This is a genomic window from Tenacibaculum mesophilum (genome assembly GCF_003867075.1).
GTDB lineage: Bacteria > Bacteroidota > Bacteroidia > Flavobacteriales > Flavobacteriaceae > Polaribacter > Polaribacter mesophilus.
Genome location: NZ_CP032544.1, coordinates 762,934 through 787,798, shown reverse-complemented (window position 1 = coordinate 787,798; position 24,865 = coordinate 762,934). Strand labels below are relative to the sequence as shown.

At 30.4% G+C, this 24,865-nt stretch carries 28 protein-coding genes; 13 read left to right on the top strand and 15 right to left on the bottom strand.

The window, feature by feature from the left end:
• The first annotated feature begins 69 nt into the window (after positions 1-69).
• Positions 70-744 (top strand): DUF2461 domain-containing protein, encoded by a 675-nt coding sequence (locus D6200_RS03720; RefSeq protein WP_047788854.1) that lies wholly within the window; start codon positions 70-72, stop codon positions 742-744.
• Here D6200_RS03720 and D6200_RS03715 read toward each other — a convergent pair.
• A complete protein-coding gene (locus D6200_RS03715; RefSeq protein WP_073184089.1) occupies positions 741-2,078 on the bottom strand; it encodes an MATE family efflux transporter in 1,338 nt (445 codons plus the stop codon). The two genes, D6200_RS03720 and D6200_RS03715, sit on opposite strands and share 4 nt — an antisense overlap.
• An 89-nt stretch (positions 2,079-2,167) precedes the next feature.
• On the opposite strand from D6200_RS03715, the gene D6200_RS03710 reads away from it, so the two are divergent.
• From D6200_RS03710 to D6200_RS03695, 4 genes are read left to right on the top strand one after another with little or no spacing between them, the layout of a single operon-like run.
• On the top strand, positions 2,168-2,554 hold the full coding sequence (locus tag D6200_RS03710; RefSeq protein WP_073184087.1) for an acyl-CoA thioesterase: 387 nt from the start codon (positions 2,168-2,170) through the stop codon (positions 2,552-2,554).
• A gap of 35 nt (positions 2,555-2,589) precedes the next feature.
• The gene (locus D6200_RS03705; RefSeq protein WP_073184085.1) at positions 2,590-3,708 is read left to right on the top strand and encodes a DEAD/DEAH box helicase; all 1,119 of its coding nucleotides are present in this window, start codon (positions 2,590-2,592) and stop codon (positions 3,706-3,708) included.
• Positions 3,709-4,329: a trimeric intracellular cation channel family protein gene (locus D6200_RS03700; protein WP_047788850.1), complete on the top strand. Its 621-nt coding sequence runs from the start codon at positions 3,709-3,711 to the stop codon at positions 4,327-4,329.
• Positions 4,330-4,334: 5 nt separating this feature from the next.
• Entirely contained in the window at positions 4,335-4,796 is a 462-nt protein-coding gene (locus D6200_RS03695) for a MaoC family dehydratase (RefSeq protein ID WP_047788849.1), read from the top strand.
• A 53-nt stretch (positions 4,797-4,849) separates the two neighbouring features.
• On the opposite strand, the gene D6200_RS03690 is transcribed toward D6200_RS03695, so the two are convergent.
• Positions 4,850-5,281 (bottom strand): hypothetical protein, encoded by a 432-nt coding sequence (locus D6200_RS03690; protein ID WP_047788848.1) that lies wholly within the window; start codon positions 5,279-5,281, stop codon positions 4,850-4,852.
• A 308-nt stretch (positions 5,282-5,589) separates the two neighbouring features.
• Positions 5,590-6,801, bottom strand: a complete 1,212-nt coding sequence (locus D6200_RS03685) for an RsmB/NOP family class I SAM-dependent RNA methyltransferase (protein ID WP_073184083.1) — start codon at positions 6,799-6,801, stop codon at positions 5,590-5,592.
• 61 nt (positions 6,802-6,862) lie between these two features.
• Between D6200_RS03685 and recG the strand changes: the two genes are divergently transcribed.
• The gene (gene recG, locus D6200_RS03680) at positions 6,863-8,974 is read left to right on the top strand and encodes an ATP-dependent DNA helicase RecG (RefSeq protein ID WP_047788846.1); all 2,112 of its coding nucleotides are present in this window, start codon (positions 6,863-6,865) and stop codon (positions 8,972-8,974) included.
• Positions 8,975-8,986: 12 nt separating this feature from the next.
• Here recG and nhaA read toward each other — a convergent pair whose 3' ends face one another.
• From nhaA to D6200_RS03655, 5 genes are all read right to left on the bottom strand, one after another.
• On the bottom strand, positions 8,987-10,294 hold the full coding sequence (gene nhaA / locus D6200_RS03675; RefSeq protein WP_231128414.1) for a Na+/H+ antiporter NhaA: 1,308 nt from the start codon (positions 10,292-10,294) through the stop codon (positions 8,987-8,989).
• Between the two features lie 147 nt (positions 10,295-10,441).
• On the bottom strand, positions 10,442-11,920 hold the full coding sequence (locus D6200_RS03670; protein WP_240627199.1) for a hypothetical protein: 1,479 nt from the start codon (positions 11,918-11,920) through the stop codon (positions 10,442-10,444).
• Between the two features lie 54 nt (positions 11,921-11,974).
• Complete coding sequence (locus D6200_RS03665) at positions 11,975-12,613, bottom strand: SPOR domain-containing protein (RefSeq protein ID WP_073184078.1); 639 nt, start codon at positions 12,611-12,613, stop codon at positions 11,975-11,977.
• Positions 12,614-12,711: 98 nt separating this feature from the next.
• Positions 12,712-13,515 (bottom strand): formate dehydrogenase accessory sulfurtransferase FdhD, encoded by an 804-nt coding sequence (fdhD, locus tag D6200_RS03660; protein WP_073184076.1) that lies wholly within the window; start codon positions 13,513-13,515, stop codon positions 12,712-12,714.
• Between the two features lie 166 nt (positions 13,516-13,681).
• Positions 13,682-14,863 (bottom strand): THUMP-like domain-containing protein, encoded by a 1,182-nt coding sequence (locus D6200_RS03655; RefSeq protein WP_073184074.1) that lies wholly within the window; start codon positions 14,861-14,863, stop codon positions 13,682-13,684.
• A gap of 134 nt (positions 14,864-14,997) precedes the next feature.
• Between D6200_RS03655 and D6200_RS03650 the strand changes: the two genes are divergently transcribed.
• Positions 14,998-15,846 (top strand): outer membrane beta-barrel protein, encoded by an 849-nt coding sequence (locus tag D6200_RS03650; RefSeq protein ID WP_073184071.1) that lies wholly within the window; start codon positions 14,998-15,000, stop codon positions 15,844-15,846.
• Positions 15,847-15,918: 72 nt separating this feature from the next.
• Here D6200_RS03650 and D6200_RS03645 read toward each other — a convergent pair whose 3' ends face one another.
• The 5 genes from D6200_RS03645 to D6200_RS03625 form a co-directional block, all read right to left on the bottom strand.
• Positions 15,919-16,605 (bottom strand): hypothetical protein, encoded by a 687-nt coding sequence (locus D6200_RS03645; RefSeq protein WP_073184069.1) that lies wholly within the window; start codon positions 16,603-16,605, stop codon positions 15,919-15,921.
• Positions 16,589-17,512 carry an ATP-grasp domain-containing protein gene (locus tag D6200_RS03640; protein WP_073184067.1) on the bottom strand — a complete coding sequence of 308 codons (924 nt, stop codon included), beginning with the start codon at positions 17,510-17,512 and terminating at the stop codon, positions 16,589-16,591. Before D6200_RS03640 ends, D6200_RS03645 begins: the two co-directional genes overlap by 17 nt.
• A 298-nt stretch (positions 17,513-17,810) precedes the next feature.
• The gene (locus tag D6200_RS03635; protein ID WP_047788838.1) at positions 17,811-18,002 is read right to left on the bottom strand and encodes a hypothetical protein; all 192 of its coding nucleotides are present in this window, start codon (positions 18,000-18,002) and stop codon (positions 17,811-17,813) included.
• Positions 18,003-18,008: 6 nt separating this feature from the next.
• Positions 18,009-18,383, bottom strand: coding sequence for a hypothetical protein (locus D6200_RS03630; RefSeq protein ID WP_047788837.1), 375 nt, complete (start codon positions 18,381-18,383; stop codon positions 18,009-18,011).
• A gap of 38 nt (positions 18,384-18,421) precedes the next feature.
• Positions 18,422-18,748: a roadblock/LC7 domain-containing protein gene (locus D6200_RS03625; protein WP_047788836.1), complete on the bottom strand. Its 327-nt coding sequence runs from the start codon at positions 18,746-18,748 to the stop codon at positions 18,422-18,424.
• A gap of 451 nt (positions 18,749-19,199) precedes the next feature.
• On the opposite strand from D6200_RS03625, the gene D6200_RS03620 reads away from it, so the two are divergent.
• Positions 19,200-19,856 carry a PAS domain-containing protein gene (locus D6200_RS03620; RefSeq protein WP_073184064.1) on the top strand — a complete coding sequence of 219 codons (657 nt, stop codon included), beginning with the start codon at positions 19,200-19,202 and terminating at the stop codon, positions 19,854-19,856.
• 19 nt (positions 19,857-19,875) lie between these two features.
• On the opposite strand, the gene prmC is transcribed toward D6200_RS03620, so the two are convergent.
• Positions 19,876-20,724 carry a peptide chain release factor N(5)-glutamine methyltransferase gene (gene prmC / locus D6200_RS03615; protein WP_073184062.1) on the bottom strand — a complete coding sequence of 283 codons (849 nt, stop codon included), beginning with the start codon at positions 20,722-20,724 and terminating at the stop codon, positions 19,876-19,878.
• 1 nt (position 20,725) lies between these two features.
• Positions 20,726-21,217 carry a GNAT family N-acetyltransferase gene (locus tag D6200_RS03610; RefSeq protein ID WP_073184191.1) on the bottom strand — a complete coding sequence of 164 codons (492 nt, stop codon included), beginning with the start codon at positions 21,215-21,217 and terminating at the stop codon, positions 20,726-20,728.
• A 52-nt stretch (positions 21,218-21,269) separates the two neighbouring features.
• Here D6200_RS03610 and D6200_RS03605 point away from each other — a divergent pair, with 52 nt between their 5' ends.
• Genes D6200_RS03605 through D6200_RS03585 form a run of 5 tightly spaced genes read left to right on the top strand, consistent with a single transcriptional unit; the run spans position 21,270 to position 24,854 of the window.
• Positions 21,270-21,734 carry an LEA type 2 family protein gene (locus tag D6200_RS03605; protein ID WP_073184060.1) on the top strand — a complete coding sequence of 155 codons (465 nt, stop codon included), beginning with the start codon at positions 21,270-21,272 and terminating at the stop codon, positions 21,732-21,734.
• Position 21,735: 1 nt separating this feature from the next.
• Complete coding sequence (ribD, locus tag D6200_RS03600; RefSeq protein ID WP_073184057.1) at positions 21,736-22,773, top strand: bifunctional diaminohydroxyphosphoribosylaminopyrimidine deaminase/5-amino-6-(5-phosphoribosylamino)uracil reductase RibD; 1,038 nt, start codon at positions 21,736-21,738, stop codon at positions 22,771-22,773.
• A complete protein-coding gene (locus tag D6200_RS03595) occupies positions 22,766-23,377 on the top strand; it encodes an HAD-IA family hydrolase (RefSeq protein WP_073184055.1) in 612 nt (203 codons plus the stop codon). Before ribD ends, D6200_RS03595 begins: the two co-directional genes overlap by 8 nt.
• Complete coding sequence (locus D6200_RS03590) at positions 23,374-24,237, top strand: EamA family transporter (protein ID WP_073184053.1); 864 nt, start codon at positions 23,374-23,376, stop codon at positions 24,235-24,237. Before D6200_RS03595 ends, D6200_RS03590 begins: the two co-directional genes overlap by 4 nt.
• The gene (locus D6200_RS03585; protein WP_206337267.1) at positions 24,237-24,854 is read left to right on the top strand and encodes an IMPACT family protein; all 618 of its coding nucleotides are present in this window, start codon (positions 24,237-24,239) and stop codon (positions 24,852-24,854) included. The genes D6200_RS03590 and D6200_RS03585 overlap by 1 nt, the downstream gene beginning before the upstream one ends.
• The last annotated feature ends 11 nt before the right edge of the window (positions 24,855-24,865 follow it).

Below are 24,865 nucleotides of genomic sequence, written 5' to 3'. Positions count from 1 at the left end.
AAGTCTAAACTCCACTAAAATCTAGTGGAGTTTTTTTGTACCTTAGAAATTCTAAATCGCTTATTTACTATGCAAATAGAAAAACAAACATTTCAATTTTTAAAAGACTTAAAAGAAAACAACAATCGCGAATGGTTTACAGAACACAAACCTCGATTCACAGAAGCTCAAAATAACGCAAAAGCTGTATACAAAACCATTCAAGATAATTTAAACAAGCATGATGAGATAGATAAGTTTAAGTTATTTAGAATTTACAGAGATGTGCGTTTTTCAAAAGATAAAACACCATATAAAACACATTTTGGAGGTTCTTTTCATAGAAAGAAACCAGCATTAAGGGGAGGGTATTATTTACATATTTCCCCAGGCGATAGTTTTGTTGCTGGCGGATTCTGGGAGCCTAACAAAGAAGATCTTTTACGTATTCGAAAGGAATTTGAAGTAGATGCTTCTGAAATTAGAGAAATTTTAAAAGAAAAAAATTACGTACAACATTTTGGAGGTAAATTAGAAGGAGATGAGCTTAAAACAGCTCCTAAAGGATTTGATAAGCAACATCCAGATATCGATTTGATTCGCAAAAAAGGATATATAGCTATTCAACGTTTTACAGACAAAGAAGTATTAGCTCCCGATTTTCTAACAAAAGTAGATGACTCTTTTAAAGCACTTCGTCCTTTTTTTAATTATATGAGTGATGTGCTAACTACAAATTTAAACGGAGAGAGTATTTTAGATTAATTTAGGTGTAATCTCACTTCTCTTTTCAAATAAGCATAAGTAAGCACAGTGGATAAAACATCTGCAATAGGAAAAGACATCCATACACCATTTACGCCATAAAATTTAGGAAGTAAATACACTAAAGGAATTAAAAAGAACCCTTGTTTTAAAAGTGTTAATAATAGTGCAGGCAACGCTTTACCTGCTGCTTGAAAGTATGCTGATCCAATTAGTTGAGTGGTTATTACAGGTGTTGCCAAAAAAGCTACTATTAATGCATCTGGAGTAAGTTTTAATAGTTTTTCGTCTTCTGTAAAAACACCAACTAATTCAGTTGGAAATAGCATTATCAGAATAAAAATTAAAACAGCTATTCCCGTACCAAAAAGGATAGATTTATTTATAGTTTCCTTTACTCTTTCTGTATTATTGGCTCCATAATTATATCCTGCAATAGGTAAAAAACCTTGCGTAACTCCTAAAACAGGAAATAAAGCAAATAACATAACCCTATTAATAATACCATAGACTGCAATTGAAATTTCACCTCCATACTTAAAAAGAGAATAGTTTAAGACTATAGTTAATATACTTATTGTTCCTTGCCTTACTATAGTTACTCCTCCTAAAGACACAATCTCTTTTACAATAGAAAAATTCAATTTAAAATACTTCGGAATAATTTTTAATTCAGTCTTTTTTGAAATAAAAAACCAAAGAATAAATACTCCACTAACAGCATACGAAATAGAGGTAGCCAAACCTGCGCCGTACATTCCTAAATTCATAAACTTAATGAAAATAATATCTAAAAAAATATTAGCAATTGCAGGGAAGAGCATGGTAAGCATCGCATAATTAGGTTTCCCTACAGCTCTAACAACGGGGTTTCCCATCATAGCAAAAGCCAAAAACGGAACACCCCAAACAATTACATCAAAATATTCAGTAGCAGGAGTTATAATATCTCCATTAGCCCCAAAAAGTTGTAAAATAGGAATACTAAAAAATGTTCCTAAAAGAACAAATAAAACAGATAATACAATAGTTAATGAAATTTGATTTCCAAAAACTTCAAAGGCTTTATCTTCTTTATTAGCTCCTAAGGCTCTAGAAATTATAGAACTTCCTCCAATTCCAACTCCCATACCAATAGAAGAAATTAAAAAAGCAATAGGTAATACCACGGTAATTGCAGCAATAGCGAGTACGCCAATCCATCTTCCTACAAAAATGGTATCAACAATCATATTAATCGACATTACTAAAATTCCAATAGAAGCAGGGATAGCTTGTTTTAAAATAAGTTGACTAATACTTTTTGTACCTAGGTCGTTGGCGATTGTATTCATGCTGACTAAATTAACGCGAATTATCCATCAAAAATAAAAACAAGGTTAGATTTAAGTAATAATTAACATCAATCCTGTAAGTTTGTCTTATGAATTTATTTGAACAAAAGCATATCGTAACTTCAGAAGAAATAGACGAATACAACCATGTAAACAATGTAGTATATGTACAATGGATGCAAAACATTTCAGATGCTCATTGGAAAGCGCTTTCTAAAAATGTTGAAAACATCGACTATGTTTGGTTTGTTATTAGACATGAAGTTGATTATAAAAATCAAGCCGTATTAGGAGATGAAGTTACGCTTAGGACTTGGGTTGGAAAAACAGAAGGGATAAGATCCATACGTCATTTTGAAATGTATAGAGGAGAAACTTTGTTAGTAAAATCTCAAACTACATTTTGTTTGTTAGATGCTAACACAAAAAAGCCTAAAAGAATTACGAAAGAGGTAACAAACTTATTGTTACCGTAAAAGAAACAATATCTTTGCACTTATAAATTTATAGAATGACAACATTTACCGCATTAGGAGTACGAAAAGAATATGTTAAGGGATTGAAAGAGTTAGGAATAACAACTCCTACTGAAGTACAACAAGAAACTATACCTTATTTACTTGAAAATAATTCAGATTTTATAGGATTAGCACAAACAGGAACAGGTAAAACAGCTGCTTATGGTCTACCTATTTTGCATAAAATAGATGCTTCAAAAGACAATGTACAAGCATTAATTTTATCACCTACAAGAGAATTGGTACAACAGATAAAGAAACAACTATTTAAATTTACGAAATATGTAGATGATAAAATTTTTGTAGAAGCAGTGTATGGTGGAGAAAAAATAGAGCGCCAAATCAACAATTTAAAAAGAACCACGCATATTATTGTAGCAACTCCAGGACGTTTGATTGATTTAATAGAAAGGGGTGATGTAGATTTAAAAAATATCAAAACCTTAGTACTTGATGAGGCAGATGAAATGCTTAGTATGGGGTTTAAATTAGAATTAAATCGTATTTTAAAATATACTTCTGGTACTCGTAAAACATGGTTGTTTTCGGCAACAATGCCAGATGAAATTAGAAGTATTATAAAAAAATACATGAATGCTTCAGCAAAACAAGTTGAAGTAAACAAAAATGTATTGGTGAATTCCAACATTACGCATCAGTTTGTAACAACTACGATCCCTGAAAAAACCGATGTTATTGTTAAGTTTTTAGAAAAAAGACATGCTGAAAGAGGAATCATTTTCTCAAGAACCAAAGCAGGAGCTCAAAAACTAACGAAAGAATTACAAGAAGATGGGTTTTCGGTAGAAGCTCTTGAAGGGGACATGCAACAAAAAGAACGTGATAAGGTAATGCGTGCTTTTAAAAATAGAAACCTGCAAGTATTGGTGTCAACAGATGTTTCAGCCAGAGGAATTGATGTTCAAAACTTAACTTTTGTTATTCATCATCAATTACCAGAACAACTAGAGTACTATACACACCGAAGTGGTAGAACTGCTAGAGCAGGGAAAAGAGGAGTTTCTTTAGCTTTAATTCTTCAAAATGAAAGAAGTCGTTTAGCTGAAGTAGAAAGAACATTACAAATACAATTCTCTGAAATATCAATATAAATGGATGTAATTTACGCCATAGACATTGCTGGAACTTTTGCCTTTGCTATTAGTGGAGCATTAGTTGCTATTAGAAAAAAGTTTGATGTTTTTGGAGTCATTATCATAGCTTTTGTGACTGCCGTTGGAGGTGGAATGACTAGAGATGTACTTATTAATGCACATCCTATAAACTGGATTGGAGATATTAACTATATCTGGACAATATTAATAGCTGTTGCAGCAACTTTTTTATTTCGAAGTAAAATAGCACCGTTAAGAAGAACAATGTTTTTGTTTGATACTATTGGTATAAGTGTGTTTACGTTATTAGGTGTTCAAAAAGGAATAAATTTTAATTTACATCCATTTGTAGCTTTAGTAATGGGGATGTCTTCCGCAGTAATGGGAGGTGTAATTAGGGATGTGCTAACAAATGAAATTCCGTTAATTTTTCATAGAGAAATATATGCGTCAGCCTGTTTAGCAGGAGGAATTGTATACCTACTTTTATATCCTTTAAACATCAATGAAGATGTACTTTTTGTTATTTCTGCAGGAATAATTATTCTTGTAAGAACAATTGCTGTACAGTATAAATTGGAGCTTCCTCGAATAAAAAAAGATGTATTTGGTAAATAAAGGATATGAAAAAATTAGTTTTTGAAAATTTAAAAGAACTTTCTAATATAGAAGGAAAACAGTTACCGGTAGGAGAGTGGTATACTGTAACTCAACAAATGATTAATGATTTTGCCAATGCTACATTAGATAAACAGTGGATTCACATCGATGAAGAAAAAGCTGCTAAATATTCTCCAACAAAAACAACGATAGCGCACGGATTTATGTCCGTTTCTATGTTATCGGAACTAATTTCTAAACAATTTGAAGTAAAAAGTGTAATTATGGGGTTAAACTACGGATTAAATAAAGTTCGTTTTCCAAACCCTGTGCCTGTAGATAGTGAATTACGTTTAATTAGTTCCGTTAAACTAATAGAAGACTTTCAAAACGGTAAAAAGTTAACTTTTGATTGTACGATAGAAATAAAGGGGCAGGAAAAACCAGCCTGTGTTGCCGAATTTATTTTTGTTCTATTTGAATAAAAAAAGCTGCCTTAAGAAAGACAGCTTTTAAAGTTTTATATTTCTTAGTATTATTATGACAACCAGCCTTTCGCTATTGTCTTTTTTGAATACATTAATAAAAACACACCTATAACAATTACCATTATAGGCATTATAATGCTTCCAGGTCCGTATACTTCAGATGCTCTACTCATAAATAAGTTATACGACATTTGAACTACAATAGCTATTAGTGAAATTAAAAACATAGGTCTTGCTAACTTTTTTCTCATTAATAAAAAAGCACTACCAAGTAATCCTCCAAAAACGGCTATAGCAAAAGCAGCGGTAACCCAAGTAGGAACATTTTCATATAAAGCCCTTTCTGCTTCAGGTAAAGCAGCTCTGACTTCATCTGTCATGTAAGCTTGACCAATATAAGACATAACACCTAGTCCATTCCAAACTAAGGCTGCAATACCAATAATCCAAAAAAGTGTGGCGGGTTTGTTTGAATCTGTCATAAAACATAGTTTTTTAGTTAGTTATTGTTAAATGTAGTTATAAATAACTCAAAATCCAAAACAGACTGTAAATCAAAGAGTAGTGCACAAGTAAAAAAAGAAAGTGATTAACTTGTAAGTAGAAGGCTTTCATAAAATAATGTTAAAGACTAGTAATTAGTGTAACAACACTAGAAAATAGTCGTCACATAAACATATAATTACTTAACAAGTAATGTTTAGTGATTAGTTAGTTTTTAATAGTTGATTGAAAGGAAAGGCTCGAGATATTATCCCGAGCCTTTTTTAATATATTTTATTTTTACAGTTTACTTTCTTTCTAGTAAGGCCATATAAAATCCGTCGTAACCAGATTTATGCGATAGTACTTTTTCGTCTTTTACAAATTTAAAATCTTTTCCTGCATCAGAAGCTAAAAAGAACTCAACTTGTTGTTGATTTTCTGAAGGTAATACTGAGCAAGTGGCATATACCATTTTCCCACCTGGCTTTACCATTTTAGAGTATTGTTGTAATACTTCTTGTTGTGTACCACGAATTTTATCTAAAAACTCAGGTTGTAATTTCCACTTACTGTCAGGGTTTCTTCTAATTACTCCCAAACCAGAACATGGAGCATCAATTAATACCCTATCAGCTTTTCCTTGTAATTTTTTAATTACTTTGGTTGAATCAATTACACGAGTATCAATATTGTGAACCCCGTTTCTTCTAGCACGTACTTTTAGTTTTTTCAATTTACTCTCGTAAATATCCATTGCTATAACTTGTCCTTTATTTTTCATTAAAGAAGCTAAGTGTAACGTTTTACCACCAGCACCAGCACAAGTGTCAACAACCTTCATGCCTGGTTCTACATCTAAATAAGCAGCTACTAATTGTGAAGAAGCGTCTTGCACTTCAAAAAAGCCTTTTTTAAAGGCCTCTGTTTTAAAAACATTAGCTCTTTCTACTAATTTTAAAGCATCATCATATCCTTTAATAAATTCAGTGTCAATTCCTTCAGAAGCTAACTGTTTTTGTAAATGAGCTTTGGTTGTATTTAAAGTGTTTGTACGTAAAATAACCTCTGCTTGTTTGTTTAAAGCAGCTATTTCTTTGGTCCAAACCTCTTCACCTAATTCTTGTACACCAATTTCATCAATCCAGTCAGGAATAGACTCTCTAAATTTTCTTGTTTTTAATAGCTCATCAAACTTACCTTTAATTCTTCTAGTAGGGGTAGGTTCTATTTGATTCCAATCTGGTAACTGAATTCCTTTTAGTACACACCAAACAGCAAATAATCGCCATAAATCAGGACGAGAATACGGTGCTTTTACATTTGCTATTTCTGCATATAATCGTTTCCAACGAACCACATCATAAATAGTTTCAGCAACAAACTTTCTATCACGTGCTCCCCAGCGTTTATCTCTCTTTAAAGCTTTTTCAACAGCTTTGTCTGCATACACATCTTCATTAAAAATATCGCGTAAGCTATCAATAACCGCGAAAACTAAATTTCTATGTAATCTCATTTGATGAATTTAAGAGTGCAAAGATAGTTGATTTTAATGGCTTTTTGTATTTTCGTTCTTAATGAATTTAAACCACCCCGTAACATATATAAAAGGAATTAGTGTTGCCAGAGCAGAGTTACTATTTACCGAGTTAGGTATTAAGACTTGTAATGACCTGTTGCATCTTTTTCCGTTTAGATATATTGATAAAACACAGTTTTATACGATTAATCAGTTGCAACAAAACTCTGCTGAAGTACAAATAGTAGGTAAGATTACGGGCGTAAAAACCGTAAAGCAAAAAAGAGGAAGTAGGTTAGTGGCTACTTTTTCAGATGCTACAGGTACTATGGAGTTAGTTTGGTTTAAAGGTGTAAAATGGATTAAAGATAGTTTAAAAGTAAACGTTCCGTACGTTATTTATGGGAAATTAAACTGGTATAATGGTATTCCTAATATGCCACACCCAGAAATGGAGACAGTAAAAGAATACAAAAGCAAGCTACAAATGGCTATGCAACCGGTATATCCTTCTACTGAAAAATTAAGCACGAAAGGAATAAGTAACAAGGTTATGCGTACGATGATTCAAAACTTGTTTCAACAAGCGTATAATGAAATAGAAGAAACTTTTCCGGCTTATTTTATTGAAGAACATCAATTCTTAGGTAAAAAAGAATCGTTATTAAATATTCACTTTCCTAAGAATCAAGAATTATTAGCCAAAGCGCAATATCGATTGAAGTTTGAAGAATTATTCTTTATTCAGTTACAATTACTACAGAAAAAACTCATACGAAAATCAAAACTAAAAGGATTTGTTTTTGAACAGGTAGGAGAGGAGTTTACCAATTTTTACAACAATCATTTACCTTTTGACTTAACGGGAGCTCAAAAACGAGTATTGAAAGAAATTCGTAAGGATGTAGGCTCTGGAGCACATATGAATCGATTATTACAAGGTGATGTAGGTTCTGGGAAAACGATTGTAGCATTATTAACTATGTTGTTAGCCATTGATAATGGCTATCAAGCCACAATTATGGCACCGACAGAGATACTTGCAACACAGCACTATAATGGGATAATAGAATTATTAGAGAAAACCGATATTAAAGTTGAATTATTAACAGGATCTACCAAAACAAAAAAACGTAGAGAAATTCATGAAAGCTTACTAGATGGTTCTTTGCATATTTTGATTGGCACTCACGCTATTTTAGAAGAAAAAGTACAGTTTAAAAATCTAGGGATTGCTATTATTGATGAGCAACATCGTTTTGGAGTAGCACAGAGAAGAAAGTTGTGGGAAAAAAGTTCATCTGATGGAAGAGCTATTCCTCCTCATATTTTGGTGATGACTGCGACACCTATACCAAGAACATTGGCTATGTCTGTGTATGGTGATTTAGATATTTCCGTAATTGATGAATTGCCTCCTGGACGTAAAGAAATTAAAACTGTACACCGTTATGATAGTAATCGTTTGGGTGTTTTTAAGTTCTTGAAAGATGAAATTGCTAAAGGGAGACAAGCTTATGTGGTATATCCTTTAATCCAAGAATCTGAAGCGATGGATTACAAAGACTTAATGGATGGATATGAAAGTATTTCTAGAGAATTTCCTTCTCCTAAATATCAAATTAGTATTGTTCATGGTCAAATGAAACCTGCTGATAAAGACTATGAAATGGAACGTTTCGCAAAAGGAGATACGCAAATTATGGTAGCAACTACGGTTATTGAAGTAGGAGTGAACGTACCAAATGCTTCAGTAATGGTTATAGAGAGTGCTGAACGTTTTGGATTAAGTCAGTTACATCAATTGCGAGGAAGAGTAGGACGTGGAGCTGAACAGAGTTACTGTATTTTATTATCGAGTTACAAATTATCTTCTGACGGAAAAACTCGATTACAAACTATGGTAGAAACTACAGATGGATTTAAAATTGCTGAAGTAGATTTAAAACTTCGTGGTCCGGGAAATATTATGGGAACACAGCAAAGTGGAGTGTTAAACCTTAAAATAGCAGATGTTGTTAAAGATAGTCCAATATTACATGTAGCACGTAAAGCTGCCATAAATTTACTTCATGAAGATCCTAATTTATCAGAAATAAAAAATTCCAGCTTGCTGAAAGCTTATGAAAAGCTTAGAAAAACAAGTGGAATTTGGAGTAATATAAGTTAGAATTAAGCACTATTAACTAGTACTTAATTCTTCTTTTTTGTTTTGATCGTTTTTATCAACATCACTTTCACTTTTATTGTATCTTAATATTAGGTATCCTATTATAGCAGATACAAGAGAACCTAGTAATACACCAATTTTAGCAGACCCTAGGAACTCTGGACTTTTAGCAAAAGCCAAACTAGCAATAAATATAGCCATAGTGAACCCAATTCCTGCTAAAAACGATACACCTATAATATGTCTATTATTTATATCTTTAGGAACCTCTATTATTTTAAGTTTTTTAACGGTAGTAATTATTGTAGTAATTCCAATACTATTTCCAAGAACTAAACATAGAGCGATGTTTATTATTAAGGAGGTGTCTAAGTTAGCATCACCATCTATTAAAACTCCTGCATTAGCTAAAGCAAAAATAGGGATAATTGCATATGCAACTATATCATGTAGTTTATGCTCTAACAATTGTAAAGGTGACTGATAATCTTCTATCCAATGATCTAAACTATCTATTTCTGCAACTTGTTCTTTCGATAATATAGGTTTAGAAGAAACTTTAGCCCCTTTGATATTATCCATTATTTGTGATAAGTGTGCTATAAATTCAGGAGTATGTACTTTTTGTCTAATAGGCACAGCAAAAGCCATTAATATACCTGCAACTGTTGGGTGTATACCTGCCTTAAGGAATAAAACCCAAATTACAGTACCAAACAAGAAAGTTATATATTTTGAGTAAAAACCTCTGTAAGCTATAAAATATAAAAAGGCTAACAAAGCTAACGCTATAGATATTAAAGTTATATTTATACTAGCACTATAAAATAAGGCAATAACTAAAACAGCTCCTATATCATCTACAATGGCAAAAGCTGTTAGGAATACTTTTAAACTAAGAGGTACTCTTTTACCTAGAGTATTTAATACCGCTAAAGAAAAAGCTATGTCTGTTGCCATAGGTACCCCCCAACCATGTGCTGTATCAGCACTTTTATTTAAGAAAACAAAAAATAAAATAGGAAACAACATTCCACCAAGAGCACCGAAGAGAGGAAAAGCTAATTTTTTGGTAGAATTTAACTCTCCAATTAAAAACTCTCGTTTAATTTCTAACCCTATTAAAAAGAAAAATACAGCCATTAATCCGTCATTAATCCAAAGAATTAAAGGTTTATACAATTCAAAATGTTCTGATTTAAAACCAATTTTGTATTCCCATAAAGCATTGTAACTATCTTTAAAAGGAGAATTTGCTAAAATAAGAGCAAGTAAAGTAGCTCCTAAGAGTAAAATACCACTTGCACTTTCAGTTTTCATGAAATTTTGGAGTGGAGATATAATTCTTTTTTTTATCATGTTTATGTATATAGATTGTTACTTACTTTTTTTGTAAAAAGTAAGGTTATTAATTTTTTGTTTCAGAAAGCGAAGATAATTCATCAAACTTTAACGAAAAGTTAAATTTTAAAACTTTTTAACACTTAAGAAGGAGAAATTATATGAAATACCTAAATTTAGTTGGGTGCTACTTAAACTTCCACCTTTAGCTTTTACATAACCTGCTCCTAATCTTAAATTTAACTTATTGGTAAGTTTTTGATTAACTCCAATACTAGGTTTAATAATTAACCCTTGTCCTGTGCTTATACCACCACCACCAGCTGCACCTCCTAGAATCTGTGCAAAAAATGTTGTTCTTTCTTTAAAAAAGCTATTAGTTTGCACTCCTAATCCTACTATACCTTCTGCATAAGCACCAGCATTACCAAAATTAGCAAAAGAAGTTTGACCAGCAGCATATAAATATTTATTTAAGAAAAAATTTAACTGTAATGATATTTGATGCATGTTTTCATTATGTCCTTCATCTCTTGCTGCATTAACATATAAGTCTTGTTTAATAATAGCATCAAAACCTTTAAATTTTCCTCTTGAAAATTCTCTTTCGTCTGATAAAATTCCATCTCTATCTACATAGTATTTTAATCCTAGACCAAAAGTAGAAGAAACAAAATGAGAGTCGGGACTCATCATATATCCTTTATTGATTGAGGCATATACATTATCGAATAGTTTTTGTTCTAAAGAGATATCTGGATAAATTAAAAAACCGCCTTTAGTATCTACTCCACCACCACCACCGGCTCCTAATCCTAATTTAGCTAAAATATTTGTACGGTTTCTATTCATTGATAAATGATATCCGCCACCCAAAAATACATCCATATACCCAGCTTTTATTCCATGATATGCGCCATCAGCTTTAACAAAAAAGAAAAAATTATCTGTAAAATAAGAGTTTAATTCAAATCCTGCTAAACGTATTGTATTTCCTTCATAAGAACCTTTGGTTACCTTAGCGTTATTTAGGTGAACTAATAATGAAATTCGATTACTAAAGATATTCCAAGAACTTTGTCTTAAATTTTCTATAGAAAAATTACTTTCTCTATTTTTAAAACTTGTTGTTTCAAAAGAAAGAGGTACTTGTATTGCTACATTAAACTGGCTACTATTTATGGTGCCACCATCAAAAAAGTCAACATAACTGTATCCTGCAGTTGCAGAAAAGTGTTTAAAATCATATCCTAAATTAAGATGAGGAAGTATAAAAGCTCCTCCACCATCAGGGGCAGATGCACCACCACCACCACCAAAGTGAATTCCAGCATCAATAAAAAAGTTATCGGTTATTTTTTGTTGGATTCCAGCATTTACACCTAAAGTAAAAAAGCCTCCTCTAATACCTCCAATAGCACCATATAAACCAACTCCAGCATAACTCCAATCATTTAGTTTTAGATTGTAGTGAAGCCCTGTATAGTCCATATTTTGTTCTCCTTCAGGCATTTTAATTGATAAGAAATCAATTTGACCAAAACCAAACTGTGTTTTTCTTTCAGGAATGGTATTTGTTTGCGCGTAAAAAAAATGAACACTCATTAGTAAACTTACTACGAGTGCTCTTTTAAAAATAATGTTAAGCATTAAATTTATTTAATTATGTATTTTTTGACGTTCACCGTTTATGTATGAAGCTACAAAAGCATCATTAAATCCTATTTTAATTAATTCTTTTTGTAAATCTTTAGCTTCATCTAAGGTAGTATATAAACCTAAAGAGTATTTAAAATAGCCATCATTAGTTGTAACTGTTGAAGGAATAACTTCTGAAGACAATAAAGGGTATTTGTTTTCAGAAAGTACTCCTATTTGTACAGAATAAATAGTTTTTCCATTTATGTTTTCTGTCACTTCGTTTGTAATAGTTTCAGTGTTTATATTTGATGATATGTCATTAATGTTATCTGAAGACTCTTCATTATTTCTAGCAGCTCTAGCTTGCGCTCTATTTATGCTGTCTAAAACTCTGTAAGCTTCTTTCTTTTTTATAGACTCAACGTCTAAGTTGTTAATAGCGCTATCACCACCATTTACATAAAAATAATATGCTGCCCCTAAAGCAAGACCTAAAAGCAAACCTAAAAAAATAGGCAGAGTTTTAGAACTCTTTTTTAAAGCAGCCAATTCTTCTTGTGTACTGCTTAATTCACTTTCTGCTTCTTCTCTTTTTAATTTAGCATTATCTAAGTCTTCTTGTATTAACTTAAACTTTTCTTCTTCTATAAAAGGCATAATATGGGTTGATTAATAATTATTAAAAGCACTAAAATACAAATCTTTTTTCATTCATAAATTTTAAAGAGTATAATAGAGCTTCTAATTGATAATTTCTATAACTCGTGAGGGGTAGAATAAACAGTCATTTTATTATTTCTACTAAAACCAATAAGGAAAATTCCAAATTCTTTTGCAAAATCTACAGCTAAAGAAGAACAAGCAGAAACTGCTATTATTATTGGTATTTTAGCTAAAAAAGCTTTAGAAACTATTTCATAAGAAACTCTTCCGCTAACTAACATATAATTAGCTTCTTTTAGCTTGTTTTTATTGATTAAATCACCAACACATTTATCTACGGCATTATGGCGACCAATATCTTCTTTTATAGTTAATAATTTTTTATTGGTGTTAAAAATAGCACAAGCATGACTACCTCCTGTAGATCTGAATAAAAATTGCTTCTTGTTCATTTCCAGAAACATAAAATGGATTTCTTCAACTAAATCTTTAATATTCTTGGCAGAGTTTCTTTTTAAAGACTTTCCTTTAATTTTTAAATCTTTTAATTCCTTTTTTCCACAAATTCCGCATGAAGAAACTGATAAAAGAGTACGTTTATTTAAATATCCTTTTCCTAATTTATTTTTTAAAATTTCCAAGTTTATAACTGTAGAAAAGTCCTTCTCTGTTTTTATTATGTTTATTTTAACTCCATCTTTATTTTTGTAGATGTCTTCAGCATATAATAAGCCTCTTACTAATTCTTCATCGTTTCCAGGAGTTCTCATCACTACTGTGTATGGCTCTTTGTTAATGTTTATTTGTAATGGAGCTTCTATTACAAGAGTGTCATCAAATTTTTCTAAAGAATCAATAGAAAGTTTAATAGATTGGTAGCTTTGTGTCTGTTTCATGATGATAGCAAATGTATGTAAAAAAGTAAGTAAAAAGAAAAGCCCTGACATTTAAGAATCAAGGCTTTTGGTATGTTTTATCGCCCCTAAACAATAAAACATACCTTTTGATAGGGGCTTTCTATCAATTAAATAAACGATAAATTACGAATAATAGTATTGGATACTAACCATTTTTCGTGCAGTCAATAACTATAAGTTCATTGTTTAGGTTTGTGGTAAAAAATAAATAAGTATTTCCACCGTCTTTTAATTTTGTTTCTTTTCTAATTTGAGCTACAGTTTTTGGGAAATTACGTGTTGTAATGTTTGCCTTAGATTCTGTTATTTGTTTCTTTATTCTTTTTTTATTGTAAGTAAATACATTGTTGATGTTAAAGATTCTTCCGGGGAAATCTTCAACTAAATTTTCTGAAGTATAAAGATGAGAATGTTGATGTAGTTTACCTATTTTTTGTTGATTTGCTACTTCGTTAAATCCTCCTGATTTTAAAATAGCGGCATTAGGTTCATAAAGATATTTTAACGGTAGAGAATATTCAGGTTTTATTTTGTTTTTTAAACTGAAATTAAAAAATTGATAATTGTTTTTCAGTATGTTACATGTTTTTATTTCAATAGGTACTTTAATGTCTTTTTTTAATAAAAAAAGTAACTCTTTTACCTCATTATTAACTGCTATAACATGAATTTCTTTTACAAATTTCAATTCATTTATAGTTGATGTAATGTCTAAAATTGGTGAGTTTTTAATAAGAATTGTGTTCGACTTTTCAAATAAAAAATCTAAATTTTCAGGTATATTTGGTATACAATCACTCAATAAAAAAACTTTTCCTTTTTTTTCGTTTCTTCGAGAAGGATCAATGTAAATACAATCGAATTTTTCAGAAGTATTTTCTAGATATTTTAATCCGTTTGTAGCTATAGTTTCAATGTTAGACACTTTCATTTGCTTATAATTGTATGAAACAATTTTTGAAAGTTTTTCATTTAGCTCACAATGCATAACATTTTTAAATTGTTTTGAAAAAGCATAACAATCAACACCAAAGCCTCCAGTAATATCTATTATTGACTCTCCGTTAATTAATTTAGACTTGTACTCAGCTGTTATTTCAGAAGAAGTTTGTTCAATACTTAGTTTAGGAGGATAATAGATGTTTTTTGTTTGAAACCAAGTAGGTAGTTTTTTTTCAGATTTTTGTTTCGCAATGATTTGGTTGGCTAATTCTTGAATAGAGATTTTTTCAAAAGGGCTTCCTTTAAAAATTAATTGCTCTATATTGGATGTTAGGTTGTGATTAATATAATCCTGAACCTCAGTGTTTAAAATGTTTTTATTCAAAAAAGAAGTGTTTTTTTAAATGCTTTTTACTACAATAATACTAATAATTTAACAGTTATAAAGTTTTGTTAATCCTATATTTTCATTAGGTTTGTTTACTTAATTATCAATTTAAAGTTAACAAATAATTTATTATGAAAAAAAGTATTTTAATGCTTGCTATGATTTTAGCAACAATGAGTGTAAGTGCTCAGTTTTATGTTTCTGCAGCAGGAGGGTATTCAATTTCTAGTGCTGGTGTACGTTTTGGTACTGAAACTACTGCATCTGGAGTAGAGAACACTTACGGTAGTTATGGTGAAGGACTACATACTCAATTAAGAGGAGGGTATTTTTTTAACGACACTTTTGGTGTTGAAGTTGGTGTTGGATACTTAAATGGAGCAGATCAAACTTCTCTTTTAGTTGATTTACCTACACAAGCTCAATATATAAACATTGAAGCTAGAGGTAAAGCTTATGGGGCATCTGCTTCGTTAGTTTATAAATTTACTAATAATATCTATGGACGTTTTGGAGCCTTGATTAAGGTAGGAGGAAAAACTGAATCTGATGGGAAAATAAGAATGGCATTGTCTCAAACAGAAATGCTTAATGTAGATTATACTCAAGATTACAAGGGCCGTTTGCCATTAGGTTTTATAGGTGCTGTTGGATATAAGTATGACTTAAGTGATAAAGTATCTCTTTTTGCAGAATTAGAATACATGGGAATTAGTGTTACTAGAGATACTTCAGAAATTACTGAATTTTCAGCAAATGTTAATGGAGAAGCAAGATCTATAGAGCAAGTAAAAGCTATTTTTGCTAATCACCCTAATGCTCAATATAATCCTTTAGCTGCTGTATTTAACAAAAATATAGAGTATGTTGATGAGTTACCTTTTGGTGCAAATCCAGCTGGAGAAAAGCAATTATCTCAAAAAGTTCCTTATTCTTCTTTTGGGATTAATATTGGTGCTACTTTCTATTTCGGAAAATAATTCCTGTATTATATAAAATAAAAAGAGCAGCAAAATTGCTGCTCTTTTTATTGTTTGTAAGTTTCAATAATGTTAATTATATGCTTTTACATCTCCCATATCTAGAGTACCAACTGGCATTTCATGTTTTGTTGGTAGTATTGCTCCAGATTCAGTTGTGACCCAATCACTCCATGTGGCTTCCATTCCGCCTGTTGGGATTATAGAAACCCACATTTTATAACTGGTAGGCCTGCCGTTTTCGTCTAAAATCCATAGATAAGAATCTCCCGGAGTTGATCCTCCCGTAGTATAAGTAATCAATAAAGCATCTTTACCTTCATATTGTATAATTCTACGTTCAATTCCGTTTTCAAATACTTTATAGGGAGCTACTAACCAAAAACTATCATTATTAAAGTAGTCTATTGCTTTTTGAAGTATTTTGTTGTCTTTAACTTCTTTTTCGTTTACTAAAACAACACTTTTTTCGGGGCTTTTTGTATGCAAGATTACTTTATTGGTATCCCACGATACTTCGACAATATTTTCTTGTTTGTCCCATTTATAAAAATGCTTTCCTCTAAAACTCCATTCAATAAAACGAGTATCTTTATAAGCTTCATAATTCAATGCTTCAAGCATTTTAGTGGCTAAAGCATCTGCTTTAGGTCCTTGTTTGCCTGTAGGAAGGCTTTCGTTGTTTTTAAAGTAAAAAACAGCTAATATAATAGCTCCAATTAGCAATAATATACCTAATGTTTTAAATAACTTCTTCATTTCTGTTTGTTAATGTTAATTGTTTAATTCCTTTAGCTAATTCATCTGCTGCTGCAGGGTTATTTCTAAACCAAAGTTCAGGCTCAATTAGCTCTAATTCAGCAATAGCTAATTTACCATTATTATCAGTAAAAACATCAACACGTGCATAAATAGGAGGTTCTATACAAGCTTTAACAGCATTTTCAGCAAATATAATTTCTTCTTTAGTAGGAGTGTAGTTATGAACTGAACCTCCGAAATCGTCTTGTACCCTGAAATCTCCTGGTTTTGCTATTTTTAAAATAGCATGTGTAAATTTACCGTTCATGACCATTAATGAAATTTCTCCTTTTTCAATTATGTTATACTGAAAAGGCTGAATAATCATAGCTTCTTCTATAATTAACGAAGAGAAAATCTTTTCATATTCGTTTATATTTTCTGAATTGATTTTGTAAGTGTGTCTCGCAGCACCAGAAATACAAGGTTTTAAAACAAAATCTTTTAAATCATACTTTAGAGAAAGTTTTTTTAATGTAGACTGTGTTCCTTTTTCAATGAAATAGGACTCACAAATATGAACTCCGTTTTGTTGTAAGTCTTGTAAATAATGTTTATCAATATTCCAACGAATAATTTTCTCTGAGTTTAACAATGTTGTTTGTTTACTTACAGTATTTAACCATTTTGAAAATTCAGAAAATCTATCAAAGTAATCCCAAGTGGTTCTAAATAAAACATATTTTGTTGTAGACCAATCAAAAGTAGTGTCATCCCATGAGAGACGAGCTACTTTTAAACCTTGATTTTCAAGGGCTATTTTGACATAATTGTCTTCGTCTAATACATTTTGTGTATAGCTGTCAATATTTTGGGGGTTTACATATCTCTTATCAGTGAGAATAATAACATCGTATTTTTTCATAGATGCAATGTAGTGGTATTTTTAAAGTTGTAAAATGCTTATTTATACATTTTATAATATTTTATTACGTTATTTGGTGCTTTTACATCTTAATTCATAAGATAAAAAAGTTGTTTTTTTGTAGAGATACTTATAGAGAGTAGCTTTAGAAGAGAGGGGATGTAGTATTTACTATACTTATTAAATCTAGGTACTTGGTGAGTATATTAACAGAGGTAAATAGTTTAGAAGTTATAATAATAGAGATAATCTTGTTATTATTAATGTTTAAAAACAAAAAAAGCGCTTTAAGCGCTTTTTAAAACATATCTTTTACTAAATCGTTCATACTATCATATTCTTTGAATAAAAATCCAAAAAAGTCACTGCCTTTTTTCTTGTCAGATTTTAACTCTCCTTCAGAAAACCTATATTTTCTAAATTCTTTTATTTTTTTGTTAAGCTGTTTTTTTAAAGACTTATCAATAAGTAAATGATTTACGTTTTTCATAACTTTTTATAAAGCGTTATTTAGGTCTACTTTGTATTTATTTAATAAAGCTTTAGTTATTCCTAAGTTAGCGTCTTTAGAGTCTACAGCCAAATAAACAAAATAAGCACCACTAGGAGCAATGTTAATAATATGTATTTGACTAGATAAGGTTATGGTAATATCTTGAATTTCTTCATTTAAACCTAAAGCTTCAATAGCTTTTAATTTAGCTTTTACTACTTCTAAATTATAAGCTGAAGCTAAATTTGGGTCAAAGCTCTCATCTTTTGTAAATGAATCATAAGCTTCACCAGAACTAACATCGGTAACAGATACAGCAACAAACCCAGGAACATTACTTTTTAGGTTTTCGATAAAATCATTTAAAATTTCTTTCATTGTAAAAATGGTTATTATAATAATTAATTAAAAAGTATTTATTGAAGGGCTATTTTTTTTAAGGTCAATTTAATCATAGCTAGTTTAGAAACATCATTAGTCAAAAGGCAAATAGTATGATTATCATATTTATTGATAATAATAAGTCCGTCGTTTGATGTTAAAACTAATTGATTGAGACTTTTAGAGTTAAGAGTGTCTTGGAAAAATTCATCAGCCATGGTAAGAATAACATTAGCCATAGCTGCAATATTGTTTTCTTTAGAGATATTATAAAAATCAACCACGTGTCCTTCAGAGTCAAAAACAATTCCTTTATCTGCCTCTGATTCTTTTATTAACGTTTGTAAGTTTGCTTTCCCCATTTAAGTTTTTATAACTATTTTTTTGTTTTCCGTGTCTCTTCACTATACCTAAGACACTAATATTTTAAAAGGGTCACAAAAATAACATGTTATTTTCGTTTTTTTTTTTTTTAATTTTTTTTATGATTTTTTTAACAATTTTATAAGCGTAGAAAACAATTAGTTAACCAAAAACAAGTGTTAAGAGATGAATTGCTTTTTTTTAATAAAAAAATAATAAAATAATAACACTATAAAATAATAACACTTTTTAAAGTATGATATTTATCATATTTATAAAAAAAGATGCTTTTTATGTTTGTATCAAGCTGTGTTAAGGTTATCTGTGAAATTATTAAGATTACTTCTTTTCATAGTTGTGTATTTTTTTGATGCTCCCCCGCAATCTGTATAGTATTAAAACTTAAAAACAACGATTTATACCTTACAAACTCAAAAATCAATTAATAATATGACAACTAATAATTATCAAAAAAAATGGGATTCTCAAACAGGGGAGGGTCAAAAAAGAAAACCAAAATTACCAAAACCAGTACCTATTGATACTGAAATTAAATTAAATGATAATGCTATACTTTTAAGTATAACTGATACTAGAGGTGTTATTGAATATTGTAATGAAGATTTTGTAAATTCATGCGGATACGAAGTTCATGAGTTAGCAGGATCGGGACATAACATTGTTAGACACCCAGATATGCCAAAAATTATATTTAAGCTAATGTGGCAAAGGCTAAAAGAAAAAAAGAATATGGTAGCCTTTGTTAAGAATTTAGCTAAATCAGGAAGGTATTATTGGGTTATGACAGACTTTATTGTTAAAGAAAATGAAAAAGGAGAAGTAACTCATTATAAAGGTATAAGAAAGGCTGCACCTAAAAAGGCTATAAATGAAATAACCCCCTTATACAAAAAGCTTTTAGAAATAGAAGGATTGAAAGATGTTGAGGCTTCTGAAAAGTTCTTAACTGGTTTTTTGGATGCAAAAAATACAGATTATGATACGTATGTAGAATATTTAATATCTGATTATAACGATTTAAATATGTTTATAAAAGATAATACAAAAAAAGGTTCGTTTTTTAAAAGATTTTTTGGTGTAAGTTAAACTCAATGAATAAGGGAAGTTATAAACTAGCTTTAATCATTCTATTATTACCGAATAAATCTTTTCTAAGTTCAACTTTAGTAAAACCTTTATCTTTTAACATTTCAACAGTCTCTTTACTTAGATATTGATTAATTTCAAAAAAAAGTAGTCCGGTTTTAGTTAAATTATTTTTAGCTAAATCGGCTATTTTTTTATAGAAAAGCAATGGATTGTCATTTTCTACAAACAAGGCTAAGTGTGGTTCGTTTTCTAGTACATTTTTTTTTATTTCATTTTTTTCTAATTCACGTACATAAGGAGGATTAGAAATAATAATATCAAACTTATTACTCAATTTCTTAGTTTTTAGAATATCTTGATGTATGAATGATACTTCAACTTTATTTAAGATTGCATTTTTCTCTGCTACTTTTAAAGCTTCTTCAGAAATATCAATAGCGCTTACACTTGTTTTAGATACGTGCTTTTTTAAACTGATAGGAATACAGCCTGTTCCTGTTCCAATATCAAGAATAGACAAGAGTTCTTGTTTTTTATTTATTTCTTGAATAACCCATTCAACTAACTCTTCGGTTTCAGGACGTGGAATTAACGTGTTTTCATTCACCATAAAAGGAAATCCATAAAACTCTGTTTTACCTAATATATATTGAATAGGTTCTTCTTTTTTTAGTCGAAGTAGGGCTTCATTTAATAATGTTTTCTTGTTTGAAGGAATTTCAAAATTAGGTCGTAACGTGAGATCTATACGTTGTAAGTTTAAATATTCATCTATTAAAAAAAAGAAAAAAGTATCAATCTCCGTTTGTGGATAAACTGAAATCAATTGCTCAGAAAAGTATGTTTTATATTGTTTTAGTAGCATTTTATAAATCTTTTAGCATCCAAATATTACAAGAATAATGGCCTGTTTTTCCTAGTGGTTCTTCTAAATCTATAAAGCCATTTTTTCTATATAGTAATGTTGCAGTTTTCATATATGGCAAAGTTTCTAAATAACACTGTTTAAAACCTGCTTTTTTAGCTTTATTCAAACAGAAACCTATTAATTTTCTACCAATACCTTTTCCTCTCGCTATTGGTAAGAAATACATTTTTTGAAACTCACAAATACTCCCCTCAAAATTATCTAATTGAGCAAAACCAGCTCCTCCTACAACAACACCATTATGTTCTACAACAAAATATCCAGCCTTTTCTTTTTGGTAGGTCTCATACATTTCATCAGTAGCCTTATCTTCATAAGCGGTTCCTACTTTTGGAGCTCCAAGCTCGATTAATACATCTCTGATAACCTTAGCTATTTGGGCATTATCTTGTGGTTTAATTTCTCTAATAATAAAATCACATGGTGTCATAGGAATATAGTACTTTTGCAAGAGCAAAGTACCCAAAAAAACACGAGTTTTCATGAAGAAATTCATTTATTTTTTACCTTTTTTATTGCTAATTATTAGTTGTTCGGTAAAACAAAAACCGATTTTTTTAAAAGTTGATGATATAAAACTTTTATCCGTTTCTACAGACACGATTAGAGTTGGTGCCAATGCTTATTTTGAAAACCCTAACGATATAAGTGGTAAAATAGCTACTGATGAAATTAAAGTATTAATTGATGAAGTAGAAGTAGCACAGGTTTCTTCTGAAGAGTTTAAAGTTCCAGCTCGTAAAGAATTTTATATTCCACTAAAAGTGGTAATTCCTTCAAAACGAGTGTTTGAAAATAATAAAAACGGAATTTTAGGGGGTGTTTTAAACTCTTTAATAAACCAGCGTTTGAAAATTCATTTTAAAGGAGGTTTAAAATATAAAGTTTTAGGTTTTTCACATGTATACCCTATTGATAAAGTAGAAAATATAGAAATTAAGTTCTAGCATTATGAATCATGAAGTCTACATATTACGCTGCTTAGAATTAGCTAAAAAAGGGATAGGAACTACAAGACCAAATCCATCCGTTGGAGCTGTAATCGTGCATAATAACAAAATAATAGGAGAGGGGTTTACATCTCCTTATGGAGGTCCTCATGCAGAAGTTAATGCTATAAATGCTGTTCAAAATCAAGAGCTACTCAAAGAAGCCACCATTTATGTTACGTTAGAACCATGTTCTCATCATGGAAAAACACCTCCTTGTGCAGATTTAATAATAGAGAAAGGAATACCTGACATTGTTATAGGGTGTGTAGATACAAATAGTTTAGTAGCGGGTAAAGGTATAGAGCGACTTAAAAAAGCTGGTAGAAATGTAATTGTAGGTGTTTGTCAGAAAGATTGCATAGAGCATCACAGACGTTTTTTTACCGTTCAAAATAAAAAACGTCCTTACATTATTTTAAAATGGGCTGAAACGAAAGACGGATTCATAGCTCCTTTGACCAAAGATGAGCAAAAACCAGTATGGATTTCTAACCAATATTCTCAACAGTTAGTCCATAAATGGCGTAGTGAAGAGCATGCTATTTTAGTTGGAACGAATACGGTAATTGCAGACAATCCGTCACTGACAGTTCGTAATTGGAAAGGAAATAACCCTATAAGAATTGTTATTGATAAAAACTTACGAATTCCGTCAGAAGTAACTGTTTTTGATGGAAATGTAAAAACAATAATTGTAACAGAAGAAAAGAAAGAGGAAAATCAACATGTCATTTACGAACAAATCGATTTTTCTTTTCAAGTGGCGGAACAAATTTGTGAAGTGTTGCACAAACACCAAATACAGTCAGTTATAATTGAAGGTGGTGCTAAAACATTACAAACATTTATCGATGCAAATTTATGGGATGAAGCTAGAGTTTTTATTGGAGATGTAGTTTTTGGAGAAGGGGTGAAGCACCCAGTTTTTAGCACTAAGCTATCTTCTGAAGAAAAAATAGATAACGATATTTTAAGAATATATAGGAATGATTAAAAACATCATTTTTGATTTTGGTGATGTATTCATCAATTTAGACAAAGAAGCAACATATAAAGAATTAGCAAAATTAGGAGTTACTGAAATTTCTGACGAAATGATGCAACAATATTATCAGTATGAAATGGGATTGATATCCACTGATGAATTTGTGTCCTTTTTTCATGATAAATTCAATATTTCAAAAGAAGATTTAATCCGTTCGTGGAATGCTATTTTACGAGATTTTCCTAAGCATCGATTGAGTTTTTTAAAAGAATTAGCAGCTAGTAACCAGTATCGATTGTTTTTACTAAGCAACACTAACGATTTACATATTTCTTGGATTCAAAAAGATTGGGGCGAAGAGTTGTATAACGAATTTAAAAGTTGTTTTGAACAGTTTTACTTATCACACGAAGTTAATTTCAGAAAACCAAATACGGATATTTTTGAGTTTGTGTTACAAGAGAATAATCTACAAGCTTCTGAAACCTTTTTTATAGATGATACCAAAGAGAACACTAACACTGCGCAACAATTAGGGATTCATGTATGGAATAATTGTCCAAAAACAGAAGATGTGGTTGATTTATTAAAAAGAAAAGAATTTATAGCGTGATATACTTAATTTTTAGCATTCTTATCTCTAGTTTATTATTTGTAATTTTTAAACTCTTTGATGTTTATAAAATAAATACATTACAAGCTATTGTTTTAAATTATGCTGTAGCACTATCTTTTGGTTTTATACATACAAAAGTTTCCATACCTATTATGGATATACCAAATCAACCCTGGTTTTTTGGTGCTTTTATTTTAGGTTTTTTATTTATAGCTGTATTTAATGTAATGGGAGTTACGGCACAGAAAAATGGACTCTCAGTAGCTTCAGTTGCAGGTAAAATGTCGGTAGTAATCCCTGTAATAATTGGAATCTTTTTATACAATGAGAGTATCGGATTAGTTAAAGCTATAGGGATAGTTTTGGCATTGATAGCAGTATATTTATCTTCGGCAAAAAGTGATACTTCTTCAGTAAAATTTAAAAACTTGTTATTTCCTTTATTACTTTTTTTAGGGTCAGGGAGTATTGATACATTATTAAAGTATACTGAAACTACTTACGTACCTAAAGAAGCATTACCAATGTTCTTATCAACTATTTTTGGATGCGCTTTATTTTTTGGTTTTTTTATTTTAACAGCTCAGTTACTAAATAAAAAAGGAGTATTTGAATGGAAAACGTTCCTTGGAGGGATTGCTTTAGGAGTCCCCAACTATTATTCTATGGAATTTTTATTAAAAGCATTACAAACAAAGGGGCTTGAAAGTTCTACAGTTTTTACCATAAATAATGTGTCTATAGTTATATTAACCACCGTGTTTGCTCTTACATTTTTTAAAGAAAAATTGGTCAAAAAAAATTGGCTTGGTATTGGGCTTGCCATAATTAGTATTTTATTAGTAGTTTCGGCATAATGAATGAAGAAATAAAAGACACTTACAAAACAATTACCAAACCCTCTGAGGAAACCTTATTTAAAGACCGAAACAGTAAGTTTTTTGGGTATGCTTTTCCTGTTTTTACTGAGGAAGATATTAAAGAACGTTTAGAAGAACTCCGTAAACAACATCATACTGCACGTCATCATTGTTATGCGTGGCAATTGGGAACAGAAAAGATTCGTTTTCGTGCTAATGATGATGGGGAGCCGAGTAATTCAGCAGGGCAACCAATTTATGGACAAATACAATCTTTTGATGTAACCAATATTTTAATTGTTTCTGTACGTTATTTTGGAGGAACCAAACTTGGAGTAGGAGGATTAATTAATGCCTATCGAACTTCAGCGCAATTAGCTTTAGAAGCCTCTGAAATTATTGAGAAAACCATAGATATTCATTATAAGTTAAAGTTCGGGTACGATATGATGAATAAAGTACAACGTATTATCAAAGAACGAAACCTAGATATTATTAATCAAAAATTAGAATTAGACTGCGAGTATACCATTTCAGTACGTAAAAAAGAAGCTGAAAGTATTTTTGAAGTTTTTAATAATTTATTTAAGGTGGAGATTAAATTAGTAGATTAAACACTAATAGA